The sequence below is a fragment of the Dokdonella sp. genome (assembly GCF_044227025.1).
GTDB lineage: Bacteria > Pseudomonadota > Gammaproteobacteria > Xanthomonadales > Rhodanobacteraceae > Dokdonella_A.
Window position 1 is genome coordinate 116678 of the sequence record NZ_JBGAFX010000006.1, and the last position, 25959, is coordinate 142636.

Below are 25959 nucleotides of genomic sequence, written 5' to 3' on the forward strand. Positions count from 1 at the left end.
GCTACTCGGTCGCGGCGAAGTGCAGGCCGCGCAGGTCCGGCTCGGCGTCTGCACTGGCGAGGCGCAAGCGCTCGATCTTCTCGCCGCTTGACGGTTGCAGCATCGGCAGCAGCGAGCGCACGCGCTCGAACAGTCCGGCCTTGCGTACCGCGGTATTCGCCGCGCGCTGGCGCTGCACCGACAACGGCAGCGTGTGGGCATGCGCGACGGCCTGCGGGTGCGGCAGCGGCAGCGCGTAGTTGCCCGAATGCATGCGCAGCGCCCATTCCTCGACTTCACGCTGGGCCGAGCCGAGCGAATCGTGCAGCTCGAGCTCGCGCGCCGGCATCGGACGTTCCCACCAGGTTAGCGCGTACTTGCCCGACCAGGGACCGGAAATGCCGGCGACCGCCTTGCCGTCGATGTAGGCGACGGAGACGAGGCCATCGTAACGGCTGCGCCACTGCAGCGAGCTCGTCGAAGGCGACGTCGCTACTGGAAAGTCGCCGCCAAGCGGCTCAAAGGAATCCACAATCGCAAGCATGTCGTGCTGTCGTCGTCAGTGTCGGGTAGGACACAAGCAAGCGACATGCCAGTTTTTCCGCCAAACTCGTTGATCCGGCGGGAGTCGCCGGTTTTGTGACGGCAGTCTCATTCTGGCTCGCCACCCCGTTCAGCGTCCCTTGTGACGGGGTTCGCAAAACGGCCCGTTCCGGTCGCGGTCCGACCCGCTTCGGGTAAATCCTTCCTGCTGGCGCTGGCGCGGTCGGCAGGGAATGCCAATCCTTGGCACTTTCGGCCCGACGCACGGCGACCCGGCCAGGCAGTCCGCCAGACCCGAAAGGAAGCGTCCGGCGATCCGGTCGGAAGGTAGTCCCCGCCGGAGATCGACGATGCGTGCAGTCCTGCTGCTTTTCCTGCTCCTCCTGTCCGCTTCCGTCGACGCGCAGGAGCGCGCGATCGCCTGGCAGGGCCATGGCGCCGATGGCCAGTCGATCCGTTTCGATCCGGCCCACCTGCAGCGCCCCGCCGTGCTGCTGTTCTGGGCGACCTGGTGCCCGTACTGCAAGGCGCTGATGCCGTATCTGCAAAAGGTATACGACGCCGCCGGCAAGCAGCATCTCGATGTCTATGCGATCGACATCAAGGACGACGGCGACCCGGTTGCCGAACTGCGCGAGCGCGGGCAGACATTCACGCTCGTGCGCGACGGCGATGCGATCGCCGACCTCTACGGCATCAAGGGCACGCCTGGCCTGCTGCTCGTCGATCGCAGCGGTGCGATCACCTATCGCCGGGTCGGTGGCGATGCGCCGGAAAAGGTCGAGGCGGCGTTGCGCAAGCAGCTCGGCTTGCCCGCCCTGTAGCAGCAACAGTCTTGTGTGGGAGCGGCACAAGCCGCGATGCTTGCCGGCCCTCAGCCCTCAACCGCACGGGGCTCGACCTTGATCGCGGTCTTCACCGAGTTCGCGATGAAACAGCGTTCGTGCGCGGCGTCGTGCAAGCCGGCGACGATGGCCGCCTCGGGCATCGCGCCTGCGAACGCGATGCGCGGACGCAGCACGACCTCGGTGATCGCCTGTCGCCCCGCGGCGATGCGCGCCATCGTGCCGATCGCCTCGTCGACGTAGGACTCGACCACCAGCCCGCGCTCGGCCGCGAGCGAAAGGAACCACAGCATGTGGCAGCTCGCGATCGCGGCGACGAACGCTTCCTCGGGGTCGACCGCGGACGCGTCCGACCACGGCGCGGGCACCACCTGCGGCGAGGGCGACGCGGCAACGATGGCGCCGCCATCGAAGCGCCATTCGTGCCGGCGCGAATAGCGCCCGTCGGCGAAACCCGCGTCGCCGCGCTGCCATGCGATCGTTGCACCGTGCGTGCTCATGCGGACTCCGTCGGGACATGGGCAGGATAGCGCCGCACGGGCAGGCAGGCGCGGGCCACTTCGCGGGCGGTCGCACGGTGCCATGCGGTTCGCGCGCTGCGGCGGGCTCCCAAACCATTGCCGTGGCGCGCGCGGCTTCGGCGATAATGCGCGTTCTTCCAGACCCGGGAACTTCCGATGTCCGTCGTGCGCATGAACGATCTCGACCTTGCCGGCAGGCGCGTGCTGATCCGCGAGGATCTCAACGTGCCGATCGAGGATGGCCGCATCACGTCCGAGACGCGCATCCTCGCCGCATTGCCGACCCTCAAACTGGCGCTCGCCAAGGGTGCGGCGGTGATGGTCATGTCGCACCTCGGCCGCCCGAAGGAAGGCGCGTGGAGTGCCGAGGATTCACTCGCGCCGGTGGCGAAGCGTATCGGTGAACTGCTCGGTCGCGAGGTGCCGCTCGTGCGCGACTGGCTCGATGGTGTCGACGTGAAGCCCGGCCAGCTCGTGCTGCTCGAAAACTGCCGCATGAATGTCGGCGAGGGCAAGGACGACGAGGCGCTGTCGAAGAAGTATGCCGCGCTGTGCGATGTCTATGTGATGGACGCGTTCGGCACCTCGCATCGCGCACAGGCGTCGACGCATGGTGCGATCCGCTTCGCCAGGGTCGCCGCGGGCGGACCGTTGCTGATGGCCGAACTCGACGCGCTCGCGAAGGCGCTCGAACATCCGGCGCGGCCGCTGCTCGCGATCGTCGCGGGCTCGAAGGTTTCGACCAAGCTCGCCCTGCTCGAAACACTGGTCGGCAAGGTCGACCAGCTCATCGTCGGCGGCGGAATCGCGAACACGTTCATCGCCGCCGCTGGCCACAAGGTCGGCAAGTCGCTGGTCGAGATGGACCTGGTCGACACCGCCAGGCGCATCATCGCCGCGGCGAAGGCGCGCGGCGCCGACGTGCCGGTGCCGACCGATGTGGTCGTCGCGCCCGACTTCAAGGCCGATGCGCCGGCGACGGTGAAGAAGGTCGAGGACGTCGGTGACGGCGACCTGATCCTCGACATCGGGCCGGACACCGCGCAGCGTTATGCCGAACTGATCGCGAAGGCAGGCACCGTGGTCTGGAACGGCCCGGTCGGCGTGTTCGAGTTCGATGCGTTCGGCAAGGGCACCGAGACGCTCGCGCGCGCGATCGCCGCATCGGACGCATTTTCGATCGCCGGCGGCGGCGACACGCTCGCGGCGATCGAGAAATACGGCGTCGCCGACAAGGTGTCCTATATCTCGACCGGCGGCGGCGCCTTCCTCGAATTCCTCGAAGGCAAGGAACTGCCTGCGGTCGTCGCGCTCGATGCGCGCGGCTGACGGGATGTGCGCGCGGTCGCAGGCGGCGCGCGCGCTCCTTGCTAAGGTGTGCATCTCGACAACTAGGCTGGACGCTGCCATGAAATCCCGTTTTTGCGCATTGCCGCTGTTGCTCGCGGGCGCCGGCCTGCATGCGCAGGCGATCGAGCAGGGCACGCTGGAACTGCTCTGGGGCGACCCGTCGCCGGGTTCGTCGCAAGCGGCGCAGTTCGAGGTGTCTCTCGTCGACGCAAGTGGCATGCGACGCCCCCTCGACACCGACAGCGCCTTGCGCGCCGCCGGCAACCTGTTCGACCTGGCCGGTCGCAAGGTCGCGCTCAGCCTGCAGCCGGGTCCGTGGATCGGCGGGCGCCTCGCGCCGGAGGCGATGGTCGACGCGACGCCGACGGCCGATGCACCGCAGACTCCGCGCGTCGCAGGTGCGCAGCCGTGGGTCACGCTCGCGTGCAAGTTCAGCGACGTCGCCGCGCAGCCGCACGATCTCGCCTATTTCGGCACGATGTTGTCGAACCAGCCCGGTCGCCTCGATCATTACTGGCGAGAGGTGTCCTACAACAAGGTGAATGTCGCTGGCAGCACCGCGTATGGCTGGTTCACGTTGCCGCATCCGCGTTCGTACTACGTGCCGGCAAGCGGCTCCGCCAACCTCACGAACCTGTTCAATGACTGCACGGCGGTTGCCGACAGCACGGTCAACTTCGCCGGTTTCGTCGGCGTCAACACGTTCTACAACGACGACCTCGACGGCTTTGCCTGGGGCGGCAGCCGCTATGCGACCCTCGATGGCGTGTCGAAGGTCTGGTACGTGACGTGGGAGCCACCGTGGGGGTATGCGAACGAGGCGCCGCTCGCGCACGAGATGGGACACGGCTTCGGCCTGCCGCATGCGAACAATTCCGACCTCGATTCCGACACCTACGACAATCCGTGGGACGTGATGAGCGACAGCTGGCACAACGCCGGCAGCGATGCGACCTATGGCGCGCAGCCCAAGCACATCGGCATCTGGTCGCGCGACCACCTCGGCTGGATCGATGCGGCGCGCAAGCTGACGGTGTCGACCAATGGCGCGGTCAACGGCATCGTGCTCGACCGCGCCAGCCTGATTGGTTCGACCCACGTGCAGATGATCGTCGTGACCCTGCCGGCACCGGAGCCGGCCACGCATTACTACGTGATCGAGGCACGCAAGCGCGTCGGCAATTACGAGGCGAATCTCGCCGGCGACGCGGTCATCATCCACGAGGTGAAGACCGATCGCGATGCGCCGGCATGGAGCGTCGACGCCAGCGTGCCGCCTGCCAACGTGTCGAACAACGAAGGCTCGATGTTCAAGGTCGGCGAAACCTGGACTGCGCCCGGCAACGCGTTCACCGTCAGCGTCGCGAGCGCGACCACCGACGGCTTCGTGCTGAACCTGCAGCGCGGCGCATCGAGTGACGTCATCTTCAAGAACGGATTCAACGGGTGAAGCTTGCGCTGTTCGATCTCGATGGAACCCTGATCGATTCCGAAACCGGCATCGTCCAGTCGATCGAATACGCGCTTGGTCGTCTCGGCGCGACCGCTCCGCCGCGCGAAACGCTGCGCGGCTGGATCGGCCCGCCGTTGCGCGCGACGTTCCCGCTCGTGCTCGGCGACGATCCCGCGCGCACCGAGCAGGCGGTCGCGCACTACAGCGAGCGCTTCACGACGATCGGCTGGACCGAGCACACGCCGTATGCAGGCATCGATGCGGTGATTGACGCGCTCGCCGCGCGCGGCACGCGACTCGCGGTGGTCACCACCAAGGTCGAGCTGCACGCGGGCAGGATCGTGCAGAGCCTGCCGTTCGGCGCGCAATTCGAGCGGGTCTACGCCGCTGCGGCGGGCAGCACGCACAGTGAAAAGGCGACGATGATCGCGCGTGCGCTCAGCGACTTCGGCGTTGCGCCGGAACACGCGGCGATGGTCGGCGACCGCCACTTCGACATCGAGGGCGCACGCGCCAACGGCGTGCGCGCAATCGGCGTCGGCTGGGGCTTCGGCAGCCGCGAGGAACTGCGCGATGCCGGTGCCGACGCGATCGCGACGACGCCGCAAGAACTGCCCGCCCTGCTGTCGTAGGGCGGTACGCGCAGCGCGCGTGCCGCCGTCACGCGCCCCGCTTCACGCGCTGCCGTCCACACCGCGGACAGGTCGCGCCGACGCCAGTGCGGCGTGCAGGGTTGCCGGATCGGCGAGCGAAAGCAGGATGCGCGTGCCATCGTGCGCGCGCAGCAGGCAGACCCGGTTCCATGCGCCGGTAAGGATGCACAGCGCACGCTCGCCATCGCGCAGGCGGAACCAGCCCGAGGCAAGCTCGGGAAGGCCGATGCCCCAGGTGCGCAGGCCGGGTCGATGATCGCGTTCGGCATCGAGGTCGACCACGCGCATGCCATTCGCGGCGAGTTCGGCAAGGGCGTAGTCGCGCCGGCTGAAGCCGGTTTCGAGGTGCAGGCGACCATCTTCGATGCGCGCATGGATGCGTGCGAACCTGCGCCGCAACCCGAGGTACATAGCGAGCGTGGTGGCGAACACGGCGGCGGGTGCGACCAGCACCACGGGCGTCGTCCGCGCCAGCGACCACGTCAGCGCGAGCGAGGCGGCGACCAGCGTGAGCGGCAGCAGCAATGCGAGCGCCAGCAGCCAGCGCAGCGGGCGCTGCATCGATGCGGAAAGGGCGAGGTTCGTCACGCCGGCGCTGCTCATCGGCGATGCCTGTCGGTGCGGAGCCTGTGCTAGCTTAACAAGCTTGCCCGGAAAGGAAATCGCGTGATGCTCGAGCAGATCCGTCGCACCAAGATCATCGCCACGCTCGGTCCCGCGACCGACGCGCCGGGAGCGCTGAAGCGACTGATCGCCGAGGGCGTCAACGTCGTGCGGCTGAACCTGTCACATGGCAGTGCCGAGGACCACAAGCTGCGCGCCGCTGCCGTACGCGCCGCGGCGGCCGAGCTCGGCATCGAGGTCGCCGTGCTGGCCGACCTGCAGGGCCCGAAGATCCGCATCGAGCGCTTCGCGAACGGTCCGATCGAGATCGAGCCGGGCCAGCCGTTCACGCTTGACTGCAGTGACGATGCGCCGGCCGGCGACGCTACCCGCGTCGGCGTCAGCTATCACGACCTCTGGCGTGACGTGAAGCCGGCCGACGTGCTCATGCTCGACGACGGCCTCGTTTCGCTCGAGGTCGTCGAGGTGGTTGGTCGCGAAGTGCGTTGCAGCGTGCTGATCGGCGGACGCCTGTCCGACCGCAAGGGGATCAATCGCCTGGGCGGCGGCCTCACCGTCGCCGCGTTGTCGGACAAGGACCGCAACGACATCAAGCTGGCGGCCGAGCTCGGCGCGGATTTCCTCGCGGTTTCCTTCGTGAAGACCGCCGACGACATCGAGCAGGCGCGCCGCCTGCTGCGCGAGGCCGGCGGAAATGCCGCCCTGGTCGCGAAGATCGAGCGCGCCGAGGCGATCACGAATCTTTCCGAAATCGTCGACGCGTCGGATGCGGTGATGGTCGCGCGCGGCGACCTCGGCGTGGAGATTGGCGATGCCGAGCTGCCGGGCCTGCAGAAGAAGATCATCCGCGAGGCGCTGGCGCAGAGTCGTGTCGTGATCACCGCGACGCAGATGATGCAGTCGATGGTCGAGTCGCCGATCCCGACGCGCGCGGAAGTGCTCGATGTCGCCAACGCGGTCATCGACGGCACCGATGCGGTCATGCTGTCGCAGGAAACCGCGGCCGGCAAACACCCGGACAAGGCGGTTGCGGCGATGCGCCGCGTCTGCCTCGGCGCCGAGCGCCAGTTCGAGCCGACCGAAGACATGAGTCCTGGCATGCACCGGCTCGATCGCACCGACCAGGCGATCGCGCTCGCCGCGATGTTCCTCGCCGACCAGGTCGGCGTGCGCGCGATCATCGCGCTGACCGAGAGCGGCGCGACCGCGCAGTGGCTGTCGCGTTACCGCTCGACCGTGCCGATCTACGCGCTCTCGCGCAATGCCGCGGCGCGCCGGCGCATGCTGCTGTACCGCGACGTGAATCCGGTCGAGTTCGATGCGCACGGCGCGGGACCGACGCAGGCCTCGCGCGACGCGATCCAGCACCTGTTCCGCCTCGGCCACCTCGCGGTCGGCGATCGCGTGCTGATCACCAATGGCGACCACACCGGGCAGGGCGGCGGCACCAATACGCTCAAGCTGCTGCAGGTCGGCAACGAAGGCGTCGCTGAGCAAGCCGCGATGCTCTTCGCTCCACCCTGCGAGAAGGCATCGCGGCTTGCGCCGCTCCCACAGAAGCGGTTGCCCCCATTGGCCTGTCGGCGGATTGGAGGTTGCGCCATGCGTACATCGCTGTATTCGATCCTTTGCATCGTGATTCGCCTCGGCGCGGTGCTGCTCGCGGTAAGTACGCTTGGCGGTGTGCTCTCGATGTGCCTCGCGCTGCGGGACGGAACCGCTGCCCTGGAACTCGTTCCCGCCCTGGTTGCGTTCGTGCTGACCCTGCTTGTCGCATTTTTCCTGTGGCTTTATCCCGGCCCGCTCGCGCGCATGGCCTCCACCCGGAGCAGCCAGCAGGTGCTCGAGAGTCCGATCGCGGCTGCGCATGTGCAGTGGATTGCACTGAGTGTGCTTGGCATGTATTTCTTCGTCCAAGGACTGGTCGGTTTCGCGCACTACGAGATCCAGCAACTGATCGTCGGCGCGATCGCGGACCGGGAGATGCGCCTCGCGAAGTTCGTGCAGGTCGCCCTTTACTGGTTGTTGCAGATGGGTTTCGGGATGGCGTTGACACTCGGCGCACGCGGTTTGACCGGCGTGCTCCAACGCATCCGCCATGGCGGCATGCCGCCGCAGGCTGAAGCGCCGGCGAACGCCGGCTCCGATGCTGCTGCGCGCACACGCGCACAGTCGTAAGATGCGGGCAGCGATCAACCGGATCGCAGGAATTCACGGAGGGCTGCCATGTCGCGTCGCATCGTTGCATTGTTGTTGCTGGTCAGCGGCGGCATCGCTTTCGCGCAGTCCGACGCTCCTCCGCGCGTGGTCGTGCCCGACAAGCTCGCGGGTTCGTGGGTGCTGATCAATTCATCGGTCGAGGCCGATGTGCCGAACATCGCCAAGAACATCAGCTCACCCGGCTGTGCCGCGGTCTCGTTCGTGGTCGAGAAGGATGGCAGCACCAGCACGATCAAGGTGCAGCGCGTAGTGCCGGGTGGCGACCTCGCGAAGATCGCCGGGAGCATGGCGAAGAACATCCGCTTCGAGCCGACCGTGTCGAACGCGGGTCGCGACCGCGTGTTCAGCTGGCTGATCTTCCCGTTCAACCTGCCGCAGGATGCCGCGGCGCGCACCGCGGTCATGCAGCAATGCCAGATCGACAAGCTCGCCTGGAAAGATCACTGATGGCGGGATGGAAGCGCGCCTGCGCGGCAGCCATCGTGCTGTGCGGGCTCGCATCAATGCATCAGGCAGCGGCTGCACCGTTCGAGCTGTCGGCGTTGCTGTGGCGGGGCATCGAAGTCGATCTCGTGATTCTCGCCGACGGCAAGACCGTCTGCACGTTGAAGGGCAAGGAGGCCGGCAACGCGGCGGCGGAGCCGGGCTGCCGCTTCGACCTCGCTCCGGCGACGCGTGTACTGCAGGTGCGCGGTCGCTACACGACGAACAACGGCGCCGGCAAGCCGGTGGCGCATGCGGGTACGCAGGCCCTGCGCTTGCTCGACATGGCGTCGACGTCCAGACACCTGCTCGATGTGCAGCGACCGTATGGCGAACGCGTCGGCGCCTACATCGATGCGTTGCGATCGCTCGCGCGCGACAACGGCGTAGAGCTGGACATCGAAGCCGGCACGCCGGTCGATGCGGCGGCGATCGCCGCCGCGGAAAAACGCCTCGGATTCGCATTGCCGCCGGAGTTCGTTTCGCTGCAGCGCACGCTGGGCGCGATCCGCATCGGCGACCACGGGATGACCCGGGTGGCGTCGCTGCGCGATGCGTACGGCGCGATCGTCACGGACTGGGGCACGCCGGAATCGGCGATGACCGACGACTATTCACCGAAGATGCAGGAACTGCTGCGCGCGAGCACGCTGTTGTTCACCGAAGTCGGCGACGGCCTTGGCGGCCTGGTGTACCGGCCGCCGCCGACGAAGGCGTGTGGCGGACGCGGCATCTACTATTGGACCTCGCAGGAGGGCAGCGAACACAACCTGTCCGCCAATGGCGCGTGCCCGGATTTCACCGGCGCGTTCCGCTGGCTCCTCGAAGGCTTTGTCGTTGCCGACTTCGCCGATGATCTCGACGAGGAAAAGGGCATCGTGCTGGTCGACAGCTCGATCGGCGGGCAGACGCTGCGCCTTGGAGTTTCCGACGATCCCGGCTTCGCGGTCGGCATCGCGCAGCGCTGGAACGGGCCATACTGATCAGGATGCCCCGCGGCTCTCGCGACCGCTGAGCCGCGCAAGCTCGGCGCTGCAGGAGCGATTCCTGCCGTTCGGCTCGGCGGCATTGACGCGCACCGGTCCCGCCGACACCATGGCGCGGTCGCCCAGGGGCGGGTCCGGATGGACTTCAGGGTTTGCACCGCGTGCGGTCTTGCGACGGCCGCAGGTATCGATCGCTGTCCGCGTTGCGACGCTGCCACCGTCGCCGCGGACGCGCGCACGTTCGTCGGGCAGATGTTCGGCAAGTACCGCCTTGTCGACCTCATCGGCAGCGGCGGCATGGGCGTGGTGCTGCGCGGCACGCATGCGACGCTCGGGCGGGACGTCGCGGTCAAGCTGCTGCAGCCGGGGCTCGGCGATGCGGCGTTCCGCGAGCGCTTCCTGCGCGAGGCGCGCCTGCTGGCCGGCCTGCACCACCCGAATGTCGTCGAGGTGCACGACTTCGACGTATCGCCCGGCGACGTACCGTACTACGTCATGGAATTGCTCGTCGGCGACAGTCTCGCGCGACGCATCGCAGACGCGCCGCGCGGACTGTCCTGGCCGGACTGCGTGCCGATCCTGCGCGGCATCGTCGCTGCGCTGTCGTACGCGCACGGGCGTGGCATCGTCCATCGCGACCTCAAGCCCGACAATGTCTTCATCGTGCGCGATGCCGGCGGCGAGCGCGTCAAGCTGCTCGACTTCGGCATCGCGCGCCTCGTTGACGAGGGCGCCGATGCGCCGACGCGCCTGACCCAGACGGGACTCGTGATCGGCACGCCGCAGTATTTCGCGCCGGAGCAGTTTTACGGCTATCCGGTCACGCTCGCGACCGATCAGTACGCATTGGCGCTGCTCATCGCCGAAATGCTGCGCGGTCGACCGTTGCGCAGCGGGCGCAGCTTCAGCGAGATCAGCCTCGAAGGCCTCGCGCGGGCGCCGGCGGGCATCACCGCGGAACTGCCGACCGGTACGCCGGCTGCCGTGGTGCAGGCGCTCGCGGTCGCGCTTGCGGTCGATCCGGACGAGCGTCACGCCTCGGTCGAGGCGTTCGCGCACGCGCTCGGTCTTGACGAACGCACCGCGCAGGCGCCGGTGGGCGCGCCGACGCGACCGGCACCGCGCCTCACCGCGCCGGCACCGGGGACGACGCGACTCGTGGTCGCGCGTTCGCCGCGGCGCACGTTCGCCATCGCACTCGCGCTTGCGGCAGCCCTGCTCGTCGCGGCGGCGTTCCGGTACGCACAGCATCGAAATGCTTCGGCGCCGCCTTCCGCGAGCGCCCCTTCGGCGGAAGAAGCCGCGCCCGGCGTGGCGACGATCGAAGCCCAGCCGAAGGGCTGGCTGCGCCGCCGCGCCGAGTTGAGGGTCCCGGTCGACGCGCGCAGCGTGCTCACGCGCACGCTCGATGTCGCCGTGCTCGCCTCGGCCGATGGCTGGTACCTGCGTCCCCTCGACCGCGATGTCGAGGCGAGTCGCGTCACGTTGCCGGCGGGCCAGCGCCTCATCGGTGCGCTCGAAGACGGCAGTCTCGCCGTGCTCGAAGGCGCCGAGCTGCGCGCGGTCGATCCGCTCAAAGGCGCGGCACGGCCGCTGGCGCGCCTGCCGGGCGCGATCGATGCCGCGTCGATGCTGACGCTCGCGCCGGATGGTCGCGCGGCGCTCGTCGTGTCGACGCAAGGTGCGGTGCTGTACCGGCGCGATGGCGATGCGTTCAAGGAGGTGGCGAAGTGGCCTGAAACAACTTCCGCGCAAGCGGTCGCGTTGTCGCGCGAACAGGTCGCGCTGGTCACCGGGGATGCAAAGCGCGTGCGTGTCTGGCGTCGCGACGGTACGCCCGTACTCGACCAGGCGCTCGACCTTGGTGGCGTGCGCGAGATTGCCCTGCTCGACGCGCCGGGGCGTTTGGCGCTGGCCGCAAGCGGGCCTGAATTGCTGGTACTCGACCTTGCCGGGCATGCCGCGCCGCTGGTGCTGTCGCTGCCACAGGGTGCGCAGGCGCTGGCGTGGATCGCCGATGCGCCGACCCTGCTTGCCGCGGGCGATCGCGGCATCGCGCTCGTGCGCGACGGCGCATTCCTTTCCGAGCGCAGCGAAGACATCGTCAGCGCGAGCGGTGGGCTACACGCCGACGGCAGTGGCGTGCTCGCGCTCGACACGAATACCCACAAGCTCGCATGGCTCGACTACGGTGTATTGCCGCTGGCCGAGCAGCACGCGCTCGGCACGCAGGAAACCTGGGCTCTGCATGCGACCACGCAACCCGCGGCAGTGTTCGTCGGCTCACGCGACGGCACGTTGCACGAGCTCTCGCACGGCGCGATCAAGCACCACGCGCTGCACACCGACGGCGTGACCGCACTGGCGGGCGATGCCGAGCACCTGGCCAGCGCATCGGACGATCGCACGCTCGCGATCTGGAACCTGCCGGCGATGGACGTGCAGTGGCGCACGCGCGGCCACGACTATCTCGTCAACCAGCTCGTGCTCGCCAACGGCTCGTTGTGGTCGAGCTCGTCCGACGGAACGCTCAAGCGCTGGCGCTGGCCGACGCTGGAAGAAGAAGAGACGATCGACCTGCGCGCGTTGACCGGCGCGCCCGATACGAACCTGCATGCGTTCTGGATCGACGCCAGCGCGACGCACGCGCTGGTCGGTACCTGGAACGACCGCCTGATTGCGCTCGATCGCGTCGACGGGCGCTGGCGTGCGCGCTCGATGCCGATCGACAGCCACGGCGGCTATCGTCTGGTCGAGGTGCCGAACGCGCACATCGTCGTCGTGCTTGGCACGGAGCCGACGCGCGTTCATGTCTGGGATATCGATGAGCGGCATCTGCTGCGCGTGCCGGATCTGGACGATGCGTTGTTCGGTCTCGCCGTTGACCGCGAAGGGCAGGGGGTGTACGCCGCGGGCCGTGGCGTGATCGTGCATTGCGTGTTCGAACGCGCGGCCGCAGGCCTGAGCGTGCGCATCGCCGCAGCCCGACGCAGCGAGCTGCGCGAGATCGGCGCGATCGACCTCGATCCCGCCACCGGCGTTCTCTGGATGGGCAACAACGCCGGCGGCCTGTTCGCGGTCGACACCGCCAGGCTGCCACCGCCGCTGCACGAAGCCCTGCTCGTGCCGGAGCCGTCCGGCTGAACGCCCACTGCGGCGGAACTGGCCTATAATCGTCGCCCCTGAAATTTTCCCGCTCCGGCCGGCACTGCGCGGCCGCGGCGTCCTTTCGTTCCACGGAGTCCTTGATGAGCATCGAAGAGCTTGAAAGCGTCGCCCAGGCGATGGTCGCACCGGGCAAGGGCATCATCGCGATCGACGAGTCGACCGCCACGATCAAGAAGCGCTTCGATTCGGTCGGCGTGCCGAACACCGAGGAAAACCGCCGCGCCTACCGCGAGATGCTGCTGACCGCGCCGAAACTCGGCGAGCACATCTCCGGCGCAATTCTTTACGATGAAACGATCCGCCAGGCGACCAAGGCCGGCGTGCCGTTCACCAAGATCATGATGGACGCCGGCATCCTGCCCGGCATCAAGGTCGACCTAGGCGCCAAGCCGCTGGCCGGTTTCCCGGGCGAGCTCGTCACCGAAGGCCTCGACGGCCTGCGCGAGCGCCTCGCCGAATACGCGCGCCTCGGCGCCAAGTTCGCCAAGTGGCGCGCGGTCATCACGATCGGCGAGGACACGCCGAGCGGGACCTGCATCGAGGCGAACTCGCATGCGCTCGCGCGCTACGCCGCGCTGTGCCAGGAAGCGGGCATCGTGCCGATGGTCGAACCGGAAGTGCTGATGGACGGTGACCACGACCTCGACGTCTGCTACGAAGTCACCGAGGCGACATTGCGATCGCTGTTCGGCGCGCTGTACGAGCAGAACGTGCTGCTCGAAGGCACGATCCTAAAGGCGAGCATGGTCGTGTCCGGCAAGGACTGCCCGGACCAGGCCGACGCCGACGAAGTCGCCGACGCGACCGTGCGCTGCCTCAAGTCCGCAGTGCCGGCGACGCTGCCGGGCATCGTGTTCCTTTCCGGCGGCCAGAGCGACGAGCAGGCGACCGCGCATCTCAACGCGATGAACCAGATGGGCCCGCACCCGTGGCCGCTGTCGTTCTCCTACGGCCGCGCGATGCAGACCGCCGCGCTGCAGCTGTGGGGCAAGGACATGCAGGCGAACTTCAAGGCCGCCCAGGACATGGTCGTGCTGCGCGCGCGCCAGAACGGACTCGCCGCCCTCGGCCAGTGGAAAAAGGTGGCGTGAGCCACGCGATCCCCCGGATCGCATCGAAGCAACGAAACGGGCGCCGCGGCGCCCGTTTTCATTTCCGGGCGCAGGCGCACGTCATGCCATCCGCGCTACGCTGTTGCAGCCGTGGCTTTCGCGGCGACGCGGGGGATTTGCATGCAGATGCCGGCGTTCGGATTCGACACGACCGACTGGGCGCGACTCGAGCCGAGCGAACACGCGGGCGAGCGCGGTGTCGCGTACTGGCGCACGCGCGAATTCGGCCCGTTGCGCGTGCGCATGGTCGATTATTCCGCCGGCTATCGCGCCGATCACTGGTGCCGCAAGGGCCATATCCTCCTGTGTGTCGAAGGGGAGCTGCGCACCGAGCTCGAGGACGGCCGCCACTTCACGCTCACGCCCGGCATGAGTTACCAGGTCGGCGATGGCGCGGAAGCGCATCGGTCGTCGACCGATGCCGGGGCTCGCCTGTTCATCGTCGACTGAGGCGCGGATGAAGACCATTGGCCTGATCGGCGGCATGAGCTGGGAATCGAGCGCGGGCTACTACCGCCTCGTCAACGAGGGCGTGAAAGGTCGCCTGGGCGGCCTGCATTCGGCGCGCCTCGTGCTCTACAGCGTCGACTTCCATGCCATCGAACGCCTGCAGCAGGCGGGCGACTGGGACGCAGCCGGCGTCGTGCTCGCCGATGCGGCGCGCGCGCTCGAACGCGCAGGTGCCGACCTGCTCGTCCTCTGCACGAACACGATGCACAAGGTCGCCGGTGCCATCGAGGCAGCGGTCGCCGTTCCGCTGCTGCACATCGCCGATCCGACCGGCGCGGCGATCCGGCGTGCCGGCTTAGGGCGCGTCGGGCTGCTCGGCACCCGCTTCACGATGGAACAGGCGTTCTACCGCGAGCGCCTGCGCGACGTTCACGGACTCGACGTGCTGGTGCCCGACGCCGCCAGCCGCGAAGTGGTGCATCGCGTGATCTACGAAGAGCTCTGCCTCGGCATGATCCGCGACGCGTCGCGCGAAGCCTATCGCGGCATCATGCGCGAGATGGTGGCGCGTGGCGCGCAGGCGATCGTGCTCGGCTGCACAGAGATCTCGCTGCTGGTCGGCCCCGCCGACGCCAGCGTCCCGCTGTTCGACACGACTGCGCTGCACGCCGATGCCGCGGTCGAGGCGGCACTGGCGACGACGTAGCGCCGGGGAGGCTGGCGTTCAGCCGAGCGATGCCAGCCACTCGTCGTCGGAACCTTCGTTTACGCCCTCGAACAGGAACGTCGACAGATAGCGTTCGCCGGTATCCGGCAGCATCGCGAGCAGCACCGAATCCTTCGGTGCACCTTCGGCCACCTTCAGCGCCGCGGCGAGCGTGGCGCCGGAGGAGATGCCGACGAAGATGCCTTCCTCGGCGGCGAGGCGGCGCGCGGTGTCGCGTGCGACGACGTCGTCGACCGGCTCGATCGCATGCGCGACCTTGCGGTCGAGCACGTCGGGAACGAAGTCCGGCGTCCAGCCCTGGATCTTGTGCGGTTTCCACTCGTTGCCCGACAGCAGCGCGGCGCCGGCGGGTTCGGTCGCGATGATCCGCACTTCCGGCCGCGCGACACGCAGCACCTCGCCGACGCCGGTCAGGGTGCCGCCGGTGCCCCAGCCGCTGACGAAATAGTCGAGGCGCCGGCCGGCGAAGTCGCGCAGGATTTCCGCTGCCGTGGTCTGGCGGTGATACGCAGGATTGGCGGGATTCTGGAACTGGCGCGCGAGGAACCAGCCGTGCTTCTTCGCCAGTTCCTCGGCCTTCTTCACCATGCCGCTGCCGCGTTCGGCGGCTGCGGTAAGGATCACCTTCGCGCCGTAGGCGCGCATGAGCTTGCGCCGCTCGATCGAGAACGTCTCGGTCATGATCGCGACGAACTTGTAGCCGCGTGCGGCAGCAACCATCGCAAGCGCGACGCCGGTATTGCCGGAAGTCGCTTCGACGATCGTGTCGCCGGGCTTGAGCAAGCCTTTCGCTTCGGCGTCGAGCACGATCGCGAGCGCGAGGCGGTCCTTGACCGAACCGCCAGGATTGAATGCCTCCACCTTCACGTACAACTCGACGTGCTTCGGGGCGATTCGGTGCAGCCTGGCTACCGGCGTGCGGCCGATGGTGTCGAGAATGCTGTCGTGGATCATGTCGGTGTCCTCAGGTCGATGCGGTCTGCTGTGCCGGGCAGTCCATGCGGAAAACGTCAAGCGGCGTGCGGGATGGACAGTTCGCGCAGCGCTACGAGCGGCGGCGCGCCGTACCAGTGCAGGGTTTCGGCAAGTGCCGCGACCTCGCCAAGGATCAGCAGCGCCGGCGAGCCTACTTTGTGCGCGTTCGCGGTTTGCGGCAACTGTCCGAGGGTGCCGGTGACGACCCGCTGCGATGCGCGCGAGCCGTTCTCGACCAGGGCGAACGGCGTCGTCGCGGCGCGGCCGTGCGCGAGCAGGCGCGCGCGCAACCGTTCGAGCCCGGCCACGCCCATGTAGATCGCGAGCGTCTGCCGCTCCTGCGCGAGGGCGCGCCAGTCGAGCGCATCGAACGAGTCGCGGCAGTGTGCGGTGACGAAGCGCACCGATTGCGCGTGGTCGCGGTGGGTCAGCGGCACGCCCGCGTACGCGGCGCAGGCGAGTGCCGCGGTAATGCCGGGCACGACCTCGTACGGAACGCCGTGCGAGCGCAGGAATTCGAGTTCTTCGCCGCCGCGGCCGAACACGAACGGATCGCCGCCCTTGAGGCGCACGACGCGGCGCCCGGCGCGCGCCTGTTCGAGCATCAGCTGGTGGATCGCGTCCTGGGATGTCGAGTGGCCGCCGCCGCGCTTGCCGACCTCGATGAACTCGGCGTCGCGGCGCGCGAGCGCGAGCACCTCCGCGCTGACCAGCCGATCGTGCAGGATCACGTCGGCCTGGTTCAGCGCACGCAGCGCCTTCAGCGTGAGCAGGCCCGGATCGCCGGGACCGGCGCCGACCAGCGCGACGCGGCCTTCGGCCGGCGCCGTCGGCGCGTGCAGCGACGCTTCGAGCGCGGCTTCGGCGAGCGCCGGCTGGCGCGCGCGCAGGAAGGCCATCAGCGGACTGTCGAACAGCGCGTCGTACCAGTGCCGACGCGCGGCGGGTGCCGGCAGGCGGGTGCGAATACGCGTGCGGAAGCGTTCGAGCAGGGTCGCGAGCGCGCCGAGGTCGGGATCGAGCAGGGTTTCCAGACGTTCGCGCAGGCGTCGCGCAAGCATCGGTGCGCTGCCCCCGGACGAGATCGCGACGATCACCGGCGAGCGGTCGACGATGGCCGGCACATGGAATGTCGACAGCCCGGCGTCGTCCACGACATTCGCGAACAGGCGCCGATGCGCGGCGTCGCTCGCCACCGCCTCGTTGGTCGCGCGGTCGGCGGTGGCGGCAACCACCAGCCAGCTGCCGTCGAGCCAGCGCTCCGCGTAGGGGCCGTCGAGATGGTGAATGCGCCGGTCGGCCGCCAGCCGCGCCAGCTGGGGCGTAAGCGCAGGCGCGCCGACGGTCACATCCGCGCCCGCCGCGAGCAGCGCGGCGACCTTGCGCGCGGCCACCTCGCCGCCACCGACGACGAGCACCGGGCGGCGCGCCAGGTCGACGAACAACGGGAACAAGTTCATGGGATTCGGCCGGATTCGACGCCTGCAGCGCGGTCTTCCATGCTCGGTGGCGGCCCGGCTGCGTGGAAATGACTTGTGGCGACGCGGATATGCCCGCGGGTTATCGCCGCGGCGGTCGACCGGCGCGCGCCCAGCGATGGACGTATGGACGTCCAAACATTCATGCGCTAGTCTCGCTTGACCAGGGGCGGCCATCCGGCCGTCCGAACGCAGGGGATTGCCATGAAATACGCATCGGTCAAGCACATGTGCTGTTGTAGCTCCGCCATCCGCCATGCCTCGACGAACCGATTGCGACCACCTGCGGACCCCTCGCCATGACCCTCACCCAGCTTCGTTACCTCATCGCCATCGCCGATTCCGGCCTCAACATCACCCTCGCCGCCGAGCGCGTCCACGCGACCCAGCCCGGGCTAAGCAAGCAGCTCAAGCAGCTCGAGGAAGAACTGGGCTTCACGCTGTTCACCCGTCGCGGCAAGAGCCTCGAAGCGATCACCGCCGCTGGCGCGCAGGTGATCGAACGCGCCCGCATCATCCAGTCCGAAGCCGCGAACATCCGCGCGCTCGCCGCGAACCTGCGCAACGAAGCGCAGGGTGAATTGCGCATCGCCACCACGCATACCCAAGCCCGCTACGCGCTGCCGCCGGCGATCGCCGCCTTGCGCAAGCGCTACCCGGAAGTCGGCGTGCACCTGCAACCGGGCGGTGATGCGGAAATCCTCGAACTCCTCGAACGCGGCCTGACCGATCTTGCGGTGGTGTCGACCGCCGGAACGCCGCCTCCCGCCGGGCTCGCCCTGCCGGTCTACCGTTGGGATCGCGTCGCCCTGGTCCCGCGTGGCCACCCGTTGACGAAGTCCGGGCATGCGCCGACCCTGGCCGAGCTGTCCGCGCATGCGCTGGTCAGCTACGAATCTTCACTGAAACCGGAGTCGTCATTGCGACGCGCGTTCGACGAAGCGGGCTTGCCGCTGCGCCTCGCGTTCACCGCGCGCGATGCCGACCTCATCCGCACCTACGTCGGTGCCGGCCTCGGCGTCGGCGTGCTTGCCGAGATGGCGCTCGACGAATCCGACCGCGAAGTCGTCGGCCTCGACCTTGGCGGCCTGTTGCCCTCGTGCACGACCTGGATCGTGCTGCGCCGCGACCGCGTGCTGCGCGAATACGCACTCGAGTTCATCGCGCGCTTCGCCCCGCACATCGACCGCCGCGACGTGCGCCGCGCATTCGACCATGGCATCGCCGCGGACGAATGGCCGCTGCCGCCACGTTGGCGCGATCTCGATCCGGCGCGCATGGCGGCGTGAATCCCCTGCTCGACGCGGATGGGGCCAAACCACCCCGTCCGCGTGGTGCAAGGCCCTGCGCAGAGGGACAGGAATCGCTGCTCGATCCGCGCTGGTCCGCGCCGAGGTTGTGTTCACACTTCTACATGCAGGCCGCATTCGCGCTTGAGGCCGAAGAAGCGCGTGTCGTCGGCGGCCATGCCTGCATGCCATGCGCGCGTCGTGTGCACGTCGCCGATCGAGATGTAGCCTTCGTCCCACAGCGGGTGGTACGGCAGCGCGTGTTGCGCGAGATACCGGCCGATGTCGCGGTCGCTCCAGTCGGCGATCGGGTGGGCCTTCCAGCGGCCGTTGCGCAGTTCGACGAAGTCGGTACCGGCGCGGCTTGCCGATTGCGCGCGACGCAGGCCTGCAAACCAGCTGCGCGCTCCGAGTTCGTCGAGCGCGCGCTGCATCGGCTCGACCTTGCGCAGGCGGTTGTAGCGCTCGATGCCGTCGAGCCCCTGTTCCCACAGGCGACCCAGGCGTGCTTCCATCCAGGCGATGCCGATCTGCGGACGGTATACCTTGAGATTGAGTCCGAGTCGCTCGGTCAGCGTGTCGGCGAAGCGATACGTTTCCGCAAACAGGTAGCCGGTATCGACAAGGATCACCGGAATGTCGCGACGCCTGCGCGTGACCACGTGCAGCATCGCGGCAGCCTGCGCGCCGAAACTCGACGACAGCACCTGGTTGCCGGGCAGGGTGTCGAGCATCCATTCGACGCGCGCTTCGGTGGCCTGCTCGCCGAGCCAGCGGTTGAGTTCGGCGAGGGCGCGGGCATCCTCGGCCGCACTGACCAGATCCGGCGGAATCATGGCGCCACCTCGGCCGCGATGCGCGGCGCCGGCGCAACCACGCCGGTACGCAGCAGGAAATCGCCGAAGCCCTCGTTCGCTTCGCGCTCGCCCGCGTACAGCGCCAACAGCAGGTCGAGGGTTTCGAGGATTTCGGTTTCGGCGATGTTTTCCCGATGCAGGCGATTGAGCCGGCGCCCGCCGAAATCGGCGCCGAGGCGCAGGTCGTAGCGACCCGGCGCGCGACCGACCAGCGCGATCTCGCCGAGGTAGGGGCGCGAGCAACCATTCGGGCAGCCGGACACCCGCAACAGGATCGGCGCGTCGGCGAGCCCGTGCGCGACGAGCCGGCGCTCGATCTTTTCGAGCAGGTCGGGCAGGTAGCGTTCCGCTTCGGCCATCGCGAGGCCGCAGGTTGGCAACGCGACACAGGCGATCGCGTGACGGCGGATCGCGCTGCCGCGACGCCAGCCGTCGAGGCCGTGGCGCGCGACGAGCGCGTCGATCGTCGCGCGTTCGGCGGGTTCGACGTTCGCGATGATGAGGTTCTGGTTGCAGGTGAGCCGGAAGTCGCCGCGATGCACGCGCGCTATATCGCGCAGTCCGCTCGACCATGCCTGTCCTGGCCGATCGGCGACGCGGCCGGCTTCGACCTGCAGGGTCAGGTGCGCGCGGCCGTCGCTGCCTTCGATCCAGCCGTAGCGGTCGCCGTTGTGGTCGAAACGGAACGCGCGCGCTGGCGCGAGCGCGAAGCCGAGGCGGCGTTCGAGTTCGGCCACGAACGCGTCGAGGCCGTGATGGTCGAGCGTGTACTTGAGACGCGCATGCTTGCGCTCGCTGCGGTTGCCCCAGTCGCGCTGCACGCCGATCACCTGTTCGGCCACCGCGAGCACCTGCTCCGGCGTGACGAAGCCGATTACGTCGGCCAGACGCGGGTAGGTGGTCGGATCGCCATGCGTTGCGCCCATGCCGCCGCCGATCGCGGCGTTGAAGCCGGCGAGTTCACCGTGTTCGAGGATCGCGATGAAGCCGAGGTCCTGCGCGAACACGTCGACATCGTTGGTCGGCGGCACCGCGATGCCGATCTTGAACTTGCGTGGCAGGTAGGTTGCCCCGTACAGCGGCTCGTGTTCGTCGCTGCCGGCGATCCTTTCCTCGTCGAGCCAGATCTCGTGGTACGCGCGCGTCTTCGGCAGCAGGTGCTCGGACAGGCGCTTCGCCCATCCGTACGCCTGTGCGTGCGCGGATGATTCGACCGGATTGGCGGAAGCGACGACGGTGCGGTTGACGTCGCCGCAGGCGGCGATCGTGTCGACCAGCGTTGCATTGATCGCGGCGATCGTCTGCTTCAACTCGCGCTTGATCACACCGTGCCACTGGAACGTCTGGCGCGTGGTGATGCGCAGCGTGCCGTTGGCGTAGTCGCGCGCGATCGCGTCGAATGCGAGCCATTGCGCCGGCGTCACCACGCCGCCGGGCAGGCGCGCGCGGATCATGAACGAATGCGCCGGTTCGAGCTTCTGCAGGCGACGCTCGTCGCGCAGGTCGCGGTCGTCCTGCTGGTAGCTGCCGTGGAACTTCAGCAGCTTGTTGTCGGCATCGCTGATCGCGCCGGTGACTGGATCGGCCAGCGTCGCGAGCAGCGTGCCGCGCAGGTGGCGGCTGTCGGCCTTGATGCGTTCGAGTTCGGAAAGAATGGTGGGCATCTGGGTGATTGGAACCCTGCTTGAAGTGTGCGGCCGCTGATCGTGCTGGATATCGATGGATGTGCCGGCGCAACAGCGTGGCAAACCTCCGCTCTCCCTGAGCGCAGCGACGAAGGCGCGACCCGCGTCAATAGACATCGCGCGCATAGCGACCCTCCACGACGAGTTGCGCCAGGTGTTCCTCGGCGCGCTCGCGGTCGACGCCGCCGTGTTCGACAAGCACGTCGCGCAGTGCGGCGTGCACATCCTTCGCCATGCGCATGGCGTCGCCGCAGACGTAGACGTGGGCGCCGCCTTCGAGGCGGGCGTACAGTTCTCGGCCGTGTTCGCGCACGCGCTGCTGCACGTAGGTTCCGGCGCTGTCGCGCGAGAATGCGAGGTCGAGGCGGTCGAGCGACCCGTCGCGCAGCGCGTCCTGCCATTCGGTCTGGTAGAGGAACTCGCTCGCGAAATGGCGGTTGCCGAACACGAGCCAGTTGCGGCCGGTTGCGCCGGTTTCGCGACGCTCCTGCACGAACCCGCGGAACGGTGCGACGCCGGTGCCGGGACCGATCATGACGAGGTCGCGCGTGCCGTCGCGCGGCAGGCGGAAGCGCTCGTTCGGTTCGATGTAGACCGACATCAGCGCGTCATCGCCCGCATCGGCGAGATGGCGCGAGGCGCTGCCGTGATGGCGCGTCCCGAACGCTTCGTAATCGACCACGCCGACGGTCAGGTGCGCCTCGTCGCCGACCGCCTTGCGGCTCGATGCGATCGAATACAGGCGCGGCGCGAGCGGGCGCAGTGCGGCGACCAGCGACGGCGCATCCCACGCCCGCGGCTGCTCGCGCAGCAGGTCGACCGGCTGGCGCGCGCGCAGGAACGCGGCCAGCTCGGGCGCACGATCCGGCGCGAGCAGGCGATCGAGGTCGGCGTCGCGGCTGCGTTCGGCATGCAGCGCGACGAACGGCCGTGCGAGGCGGGTCAGTTCGCGCTCGCGCGCGAGCCACTGGCGCAGCGGCAGGCTGCGGCCGTCGTGCGTGACGAGCGCATCGCCGTCGAGCGCGGTGGCGGCGAGCACGGCGTCGACGACGGCGGGCGGGTTCACCGGCCACACGCCGAGTGCATCGCCGGGCTCATAGACGAGGCCGGAGCCTTGCAGCGAAAACTCGACATGGCGCACGTCGCGCGCGGCATCGCGCGCGACGATGCGCTGGTTCGCCAGCACGGGCGCCGCAAACGGATGCTCGCGCGAAGGCGCGGCAGCGGCGGTCGGCTGCGGACGCAGTGGCGTGACCGTGGCGAGCGGCGCGCCGCGCAGCAGCTCGCGCGCGCCGGCGAGCGCACGCGCGCGCCACGGGTTCGCGACCGTTTCGAGGTCGACGTCGGCTTCGACGAGATCGAGCGCACGGATGGCGCCGAGCTCCGCGAGTCGCGCATCGAGGTTGCGGCCGATGGCGCAGAACTTCGGATAGCTGGAGTCGCCGAGCGCGAGGACGCCGTAGTGCAACCCGGTCAGCCTCGGCGCACGCTTGCCGGCGAGGAACTCGAGGAAGGAGCGCGCGTCGTCGGGCGGGTCGCCATCGCCCTGGGTGCTGATGACGACCAGCAGCAGGCGTTCCCGTGCTAGTTCGCGCATCGGATACGCGCCCGAGCTGCTCAGTCGCACCGACAGGCCGGCGCCTTCGGCGTCGCGGGCAAGCTTTTCGGCGACGCGGCGAGCGTTGCCGGTCTGGCTACCATGGAGGATGGTCAGGCGTTCCAGCTCGGGTGCTTCGCGCAGCGGCTCCGCGACCGGGCGCGCAGGCGCGGTGCGCGCGAGTGCGGCAGCGTAGCCGGACAACCACCACAGTGCTCCGGCATCGAGGCCGTCGAACAGGCGCAGGGCCTCGGCGGATTTTTCCTCGGGCAACGGCAGCGCCGGCAAGGGCGATACGGCAGGCACGGCATCCATCCATCTGGACGTCCAAACGTCCACGAACCCGGATGCTAGGCGCGCCGGCGCCGCTGCGGAAAGAATGCGTGGTTATGCGCTTATGCGTGCGCCAGTTCGCGCCGGCAGGCAGCCGCGACCGCGCCGCCGAAGCAGCAAAGAACCAGCGAGGTCGGCGTGTCCGCGCCCGCCAGCCATGCGCGCGCTTCGCGCACCGCGATCGCCGCGGCCGCCTCGATCGGATATCCGAACACGCCGCAGCTGATCGCCGGGAATGCGATGCTGCGGACGCCGTGCGCGTGCGCGAGTCGCAGGCTGTTGCGGTAGCAGGCGGCGAGCAGGTCGGCTTCGCCGCGGTCGCCGCCGTGCCAGACCGGGCCGACCGTATGGACGACCCAGCGCGCCGGCAGGTCGAAGCCGGGCGTGATGCGTGCCTCGCCGGTCGGGCACCGCACGCCCGGTCGCAGCTCGGGGAGGGCGCGGCAGGCGGCCAGCAGGCCGGGACCGGCGGCGCGGTGGATCGCTCCGTCGACGCCGCCGCCACCGAGCAACGCCTCGTTTGCCGCGTTGACGATCGCATCGACGGCGAGCGTCGTGATGTCGGCTTCGATGACCTGCAGCAGTGGACTCATGGGCGGCAGGTGGTGCCTGGCTGGACTCATGCAATGCATTGTTTTACCAGCATTCGTGCGCAATCTTTGCTGCACTGCAAACAATTTGTACCTGCGGGTATTGAAATTATGTTGCCTAGGACATAATATTCGCGGCATCCATGATCCAGACCACCGACAACACGTTCGCCTACCGCCTGCACGACGTCACCCGGCTCATGCGCAAGCATTTCGACCGCCGCGCGACGCGCCTGCAGCTGACCCGTGCGCAGTGGCGTGCGCTCAAGGTGATACGCCGCCACGAGGGGCTGAGCCAGGCCGAGCTGGCCGATAACCTCGACATGCAGCCGATCCCGGTCGGTCGCGTGATCGACCGCCTCGAGAAGACCGGCTTCGTCGAGCGGCGCGCGGATCCCACCGACCGCCGGCGCTGGCGCCTGCACCTGGCGGCCAAGGCCCACGCGATCGTCGACGAGATGGAAGTGATCGGCGCTGGCCTGCGCGAGGAAGCACTGCGCGGCGTGAAGCCCGCCGATTTCGAAGCCCTGCTGCGCGTGCTTGCGCAGATCAAGGACAACCTGGTCGCGCTCGATGGCGCACCGACCGAAGAACGAGGCAAGTCATGACCGAGCAACAACCGAAGGTCGAACCCGCGATCGCCGCGCCGAAGCCGGCGAAGAACCGCACGCGCATGCTGATGTGGGTGCTGGGGCCCGCGCTGGTGCTCGGCGCCGGTGGCTGGCTCTACCTGACTTCCGGGCGCTACGCCTCGACCGACAATGCCTATGTGCAGGCCGATCGCGTCACGATCGCGCCGCAGATCGGTGGCCGCGTGGTCGAGGTGAACGTGCGCGAGAACCAGGCGGTGAAGCGCGGCGACGTGCTGTTTCGCATCGACGCCGAACCACTCGAGATCGCGGTTGCGCGCATGCAGGCACAGGTCGAGTCGGTGCGCAGCCTGCTCGACGCCGCACGCAGCGGCTACAGCGCGGCGCAGGCCGACGTGCGTTCCGCGGTGGCCGACCTCGACTACAAGAAGCAGCAGTTCCAGCGCCTGGAGGAGCTGCGCGCGCGCGGCCTGGTCGCACAACAGGCGCTCGACGACGCGGCCAACAACCTCGCCGCCGCGCGCGCCAAGCAGGACTCGAACAACGCCGCGCTGAGCAAGGCGCAGAACATGCTGGGTGGCCTGCCGAGCACGCCCGATGAGCAGCTCGCCGGTTACAAGCTCGCGCTGGCTCAGCTCGCGCAGGCGAGGCTCGACCTCGAGCACGCGACCGTGCGCGCGCCGATCGACGGCACCATCGGCAAGACCAGCCTGCAGCCGGGCGATTTCCTCGGCGTCGGCCAGGCAGCGATGCCGCTGGTCGCGAACACGCTGTGGGTCGATGCGAATTTCAAGGAGACGGACCTGACGCACGTGGTTGTCGGCCAGCCGGCTTCGATCGAGGTGGACACGTTCCCGGGTCGCAAGTGGCAGGCGCGCGTCGCCTCCATCAGCCCGGCTTCGGGCTCGGAGTTCTCGCTGCTGCCGGCGCAGAACGCGACCGGCAACTGGGTCAAGATCGTGCAGCGCATCCCGGTGCGCCTCGCGCTCGAAACACCGCAGCAGGATGGCCTGATCCTGCGCGCCGGCATGAGTGCGGTCGTCGACATCGACACCGGCCGGCAGAACTCGCCGATCGGGCGTTGGCAGGGCAGCGACACGACGTCGCCGACACGCGTCGCGCAAGCGCCTTGACTGGTTGGCGCCACTCGAGCAACACCATCCCCACCCACCCTTCCCCTTCGACGGCGCCCAGGACCGGCCTTGAAGGGAAGGACTGAACCTGACGGAAACACACCATGTTTCGCGAACACGCACTTGAACCGCTGATCGACACCTTCGCATGGCAGCAGCACGCGACGCCGGCGCCGGCGGCATCGGCGCTAGACATCGCCTTCGCCTTCACCGACCGCACCGGCGAACTGTCGCCGGTCTACCGCGAGATCGCGCGGCGCATCGCCAGCGCAGCATTCACGCGTCACGCCAGTACGCTCGGCGACGCGCTGCGTTGAA

General features: G+C 68.7%; 23 protein-coding genes and 1 pseudogene. 15 read left to right on the forward strand and 9 right to left on the reverse strand.

The window, feature by feature from the left end; translation table 11 throughout:
- Position 1: 1 nt before the first annotated feature.
- On the reverse strand, positions 2 to 523 hold the full coding sequence (locus tag ACILRJ_RS14780; RefSeq protein WP_395683970.1) for a hypothetical protein: 522 nt from the start codon (positions 521 to 523) through the stop codon (positions 2 to 4).
- A 349-nt stretch (positions 524 to 872) separates the two neighbouring features.
- Here ACILRJ_RS14780 and ACILRJ_RS14785 point away from each other — a divergent pair, with 349 nt between their 5' ends.
- Positions 873 to 1346 (forward strand): TlpA family protein disulfide reductase, encoded by a 474-nt coding sequence (locus tag ACILRJ_RS14785; RefSeq protein ID WP_395683971.1) that lies wholly within the window; start codon positions 873 to 875, stop codon positions 1344 to 1346.
- A 50-nt stretch (positions 1347 to 1396) separates the two neighbouring features.
- On the opposite strand, the gene ACILRJ_RS14790 is transcribed toward ACILRJ_RS14785, so the two are convergent.
- Complete coding sequence (locus ACILRJ_RS14790; protein WP_395683972.1) at positions 1397 to 1867, reverse strand: OsmC family protein; 471 nt, start codon at positions 1865 to 1867, stop codon at positions 1397 to 1399.
- A gap of 177 nt (positions 1868 to 2044) precedes the next feature.
- Here ACILRJ_RS14790 and ACILRJ_RS14795 point away from each other — a divergent pair, with 177 nt between their 5' ends.
- The 3 genes from ACILRJ_RS14795 to ACILRJ_RS14805 all read left to right on the forward strand — a co-directional run bounded on the left by ACILRJ_RS14795 (position 2045) and on the right by ACILRJ_RS14805 (position 5323).
- Positions 2045 to 3217 carry a phosphoglycerate kinase gene (locus ACILRJ_RS14795; RefSeq protein WP_395683973.1) on the forward strand — a complete coding sequence of 391 codons (1173 nt, stop codon included), beginning with the start codon at positions 2045 to 2047 and terminating at the stop codon, positions 3215 to 3217.
- A 79-nt stretch (positions 3218 to 3296) separates the two neighbouring features.
- Positions 3297 to 4688 carry a hypothetical protein gene (locus ACILRJ_RS14800; protein ID WP_395683974.1) on the forward strand — a complete coding sequence of 464 codons (1392 nt, stop codon included), beginning with the start codon at positions 3297 to 3299 and terminating at the stop codon, positions 4686 to 4688.
- Positions 4685 to 5323, forward strand: coding sequence for an HAD hydrolase-like protein (locus ACILRJ_RS14805; protein ID WP_395683975.1), 639 nt, complete (start codon positions 4685 to 4687; stop codon positions 5321 to 5323). The genes ACILRJ_RS14800 and ACILRJ_RS14805 overlap by 4 nt, the downstream gene beginning before the upstream one ends.
- Positions 5324 to 5365: 42 nt before the next feature.
- On the opposite strand, the gene ACILRJ_RS14810 is transcribed toward ACILRJ_RS14805, so the two are convergent.
- Positions 5366 to 5947, reverse strand: coding sequence for a PH domain-containing protein (locus tag ACILRJ_RS14810; protein ID WP_395683976.1), 582 nt, complete (start codon positions 5945 to 5947; stop codon positions 5366 to 5368).
- A 66-nt stretch (positions 5948 to 6013) separates the two neighbouring features.
- On the opposite strand from ACILRJ_RS14810, the pseudogene pyk reads away from it, so the two are divergent.
- From pyk to ACILRJ_RS14845, 7 genes and pseudogenes are all read left to right on the forward strand, one after another.
- Positions 6014 to 7462: pseudogene (gene pyk, locus ACILRJ_RS14815) on the forward strand (pyruvate kinase); the annotation flags it as partial.
- A gap of 732 nt (positions 7463 to 8194) precedes the next feature.
- Positions 8195 to 8635 carry an energy transducer TonB gene (locus tag ACILRJ_RS14820; protein ID WP_395683977.1) on the forward strand — a complete coding sequence of 147 codons (441 nt, stop codon included), beginning with the start codon at positions 8195 to 8197 and terminating at the stop codon, positions 8633 to 8635.
- Positions 8635 to 9654 carry a hypothetical protein gene (locus ACILRJ_RS14825; protein ID WP_395683978.1) on the forward strand — a complete coding sequence of 340 codons (1020 nt, stop codon included), beginning with the start codon at positions 8635 to 8637 and terminating at the stop codon, positions 9652 to 9654. Before ACILRJ_RS14820 ends, ACILRJ_RS14825 begins: the two co-directional genes overlap by 1 nt.
- A gap of 141 nt (positions 9655 to 9795) precedes the next feature.
- On the forward strand, positions 9796 to 12801 hold the full coding sequence (locus ACILRJ_RS14830) for a protein kinase domain-containing protein (RefSeq protein WP_395683979.1): 3006 nt from the start codon (positions 9796 to 9798) through the stop codon (positions 12799 to 12801).
- Between the two features lie 104 nt (positions 12802 to 12905).
- On the forward strand, positions 12906 to 13916 hold the full coding sequence (locus tag ACILRJ_RS14835) for a class I fructose-bisphosphate aldolase (RefSeq protein WP_395683980.1): 1011 nt from the start codon (positions 12906 to 12908) through the stop codon (positions 13914 to 13916).
- 141 nt (positions 13917 to 14057) lie between these two features.
- Entirely contained in the window at positions 14058 to 14387 is a 330-nt protein-coding gene (locus ACILRJ_RS14840; protein WP_395683981.1) for a DHCW motif cupin fold protein, read from the forward strand.
- 7 nt (positions 14388 to 14394) lie between these two features.
- On the forward strand, positions 14395 to 15093 hold the full coding sequence (locus ACILRJ_RS14845) for an aspartate/glutamate racemase family protein (RefSeq protein WP_395683982.1): 699 nt from the start codon (positions 14395 to 14397) through the stop codon (positions 15091 to 15093).
- An 18-nt stretch (positions 15094 to 15111) separates the two neighbouring features.
- On the opposite strand, the gene cysK is transcribed toward ACILRJ_RS14845, so the two are convergent.
- Together cysK and cysG are read right to left on the reverse strand one after the other, a co-directional pair.
- A complete protein-coding gene (gene cysK / locus ACILRJ_RS14850) occupies positions 15112 to 16068 on the reverse strand; it encodes a cysteine synthase A (protein WP_395683983.1) in 957 nt (318 codons plus the stop codon).
- A gap of 56 nt (positions 16069 to 16124) precedes the next feature.
- Positions 16125 to 17549 (reverse strand): siroheme synthase CysG, encoded by a 1425-nt coding sequence (gene cysG / locus ACILRJ_RS14855; RefSeq protein ID WP_395683984.1) that lies wholly within the window; start codon positions 17547 to 17549, stop codon positions 16125 to 16127.
- A gap of 317 nt (positions 17550 to 17866) precedes the next feature.
- Between cysG and ACILRJ_RS14860 the strand changes: the two genes are divergently transcribed.
- Positions 17867 to 18856: a LysR substrate-binding domain-containing protein gene (locus tag ACILRJ_RS14860; RefSeq protein ID WP_395683985.1), complete on the forward strand. Its 990-nt coding sequence runs from the start codon at positions 17867 to 17869 to the stop codon at positions 18854 to 18856.
- A gap of 113 nt (positions 18857 to 18969) precedes the next feature.
- Here the strand turns inward: ACILRJ_RS14860 and ACILRJ_RS14865 are convergent, their stop codons facing one another.
- The 4 genes from ACILRJ_RS14865 to ACILRJ_RS14880 form a co-directional block, all read right to left on the reverse strand.
- Positions 18970 to 19692: a phosphoadenylyl-sulfate reductase gene (locus tag ACILRJ_RS14865; protein ID WP_395683986.1), complete on the reverse strand. Its 723-nt coding sequence runs from the start codon at positions 19690 to 19692 to the stop codon at positions 18970 to 18972.
- The gene (gene cysI / locus ACILRJ_RS14870) at positions 19689 to 21377 is read right to left on the reverse strand and encodes an assimilatory sulfite reductase (NADPH) hemoprotein subunit (protein WP_395683987.1); all 1689 of its coding nucleotides are present in this window, start codon (positions 21375 to 21377) and stop codon (positions 19689 to 19691) included. The genes ACILRJ_RS14865 and cysI overlap by 4 nt, the downstream gene beginning before the upstream one ends.
- A gap of 127 nt (positions 21378 to 21504) precedes the next feature.
- Complete coding sequence (locus ACILRJ_RS14875; RefSeq protein ID WP_395683988.1) at positions 21505 to 23310, reverse strand: assimilatory sulfite reductase (NADPH) flavoprotein subunit; 1806 nt, start codon at positions 23308 to 23310, stop codon at positions 21505 to 21507.
- A gap of 80 nt (positions 23311 to 23390) precedes the next feature.
- Positions 23391 to 23951: an O-acetyl-ADP-ribose deacetylase gene (locus tag ACILRJ_RS14880; RefSeq protein WP_395683989.1), complete on the reverse strand. Its 561-nt coding sequence runs from the start codon at positions 23949 to 23951 to the stop codon at positions 23391 to 23393.
- Between the two features lie 110 nt (positions 23952 to 24061).
- Here ACILRJ_RS14880 and ACILRJ_RS14885 point away from each other — a divergent pair, with 110 nt between their 5' ends.
- From ACILRJ_RS14885 to ACILRJ_RS14895, 3 genes are all read left to right on the forward strand, one after another.
- Entirely contained in the window at positions 24062 to 24526 is a 465-nt protein-coding gene (locus tag ACILRJ_RS14885) for a MarR family winged helix-turn-helix transcriptional regulator (protein ID WP_395683990.1), read from the forward strand.
- Positions 24523 to 25641 carry an HlyD family secretion protein gene (locus ACILRJ_RS14890; protein WP_395683991.1) on the forward strand — a complete coding sequence of 373 codons (1119 nt, stop codon included), beginning with the start codon at positions 24523 to 24525 and terminating at the stop codon, positions 25639 to 25641. Before ACILRJ_RS14885 ends, ACILRJ_RS14890 begins: the two co-directional genes overlap by 4 nt.
- 104 nt (positions 25642 to 25745) lie before the next feature.
- Positions 25746 to 25958: a hypothetical protein gene (locus tag ACILRJ_RS14895; protein ID WP_395683992.1), complete on the forward strand. Its 213-nt coding sequence runs from the start codon at positions 25746 to 25748 to the stop codon at positions 25956 to 25958.
- Position 25959: the final 1 nt, after the last annotated feature.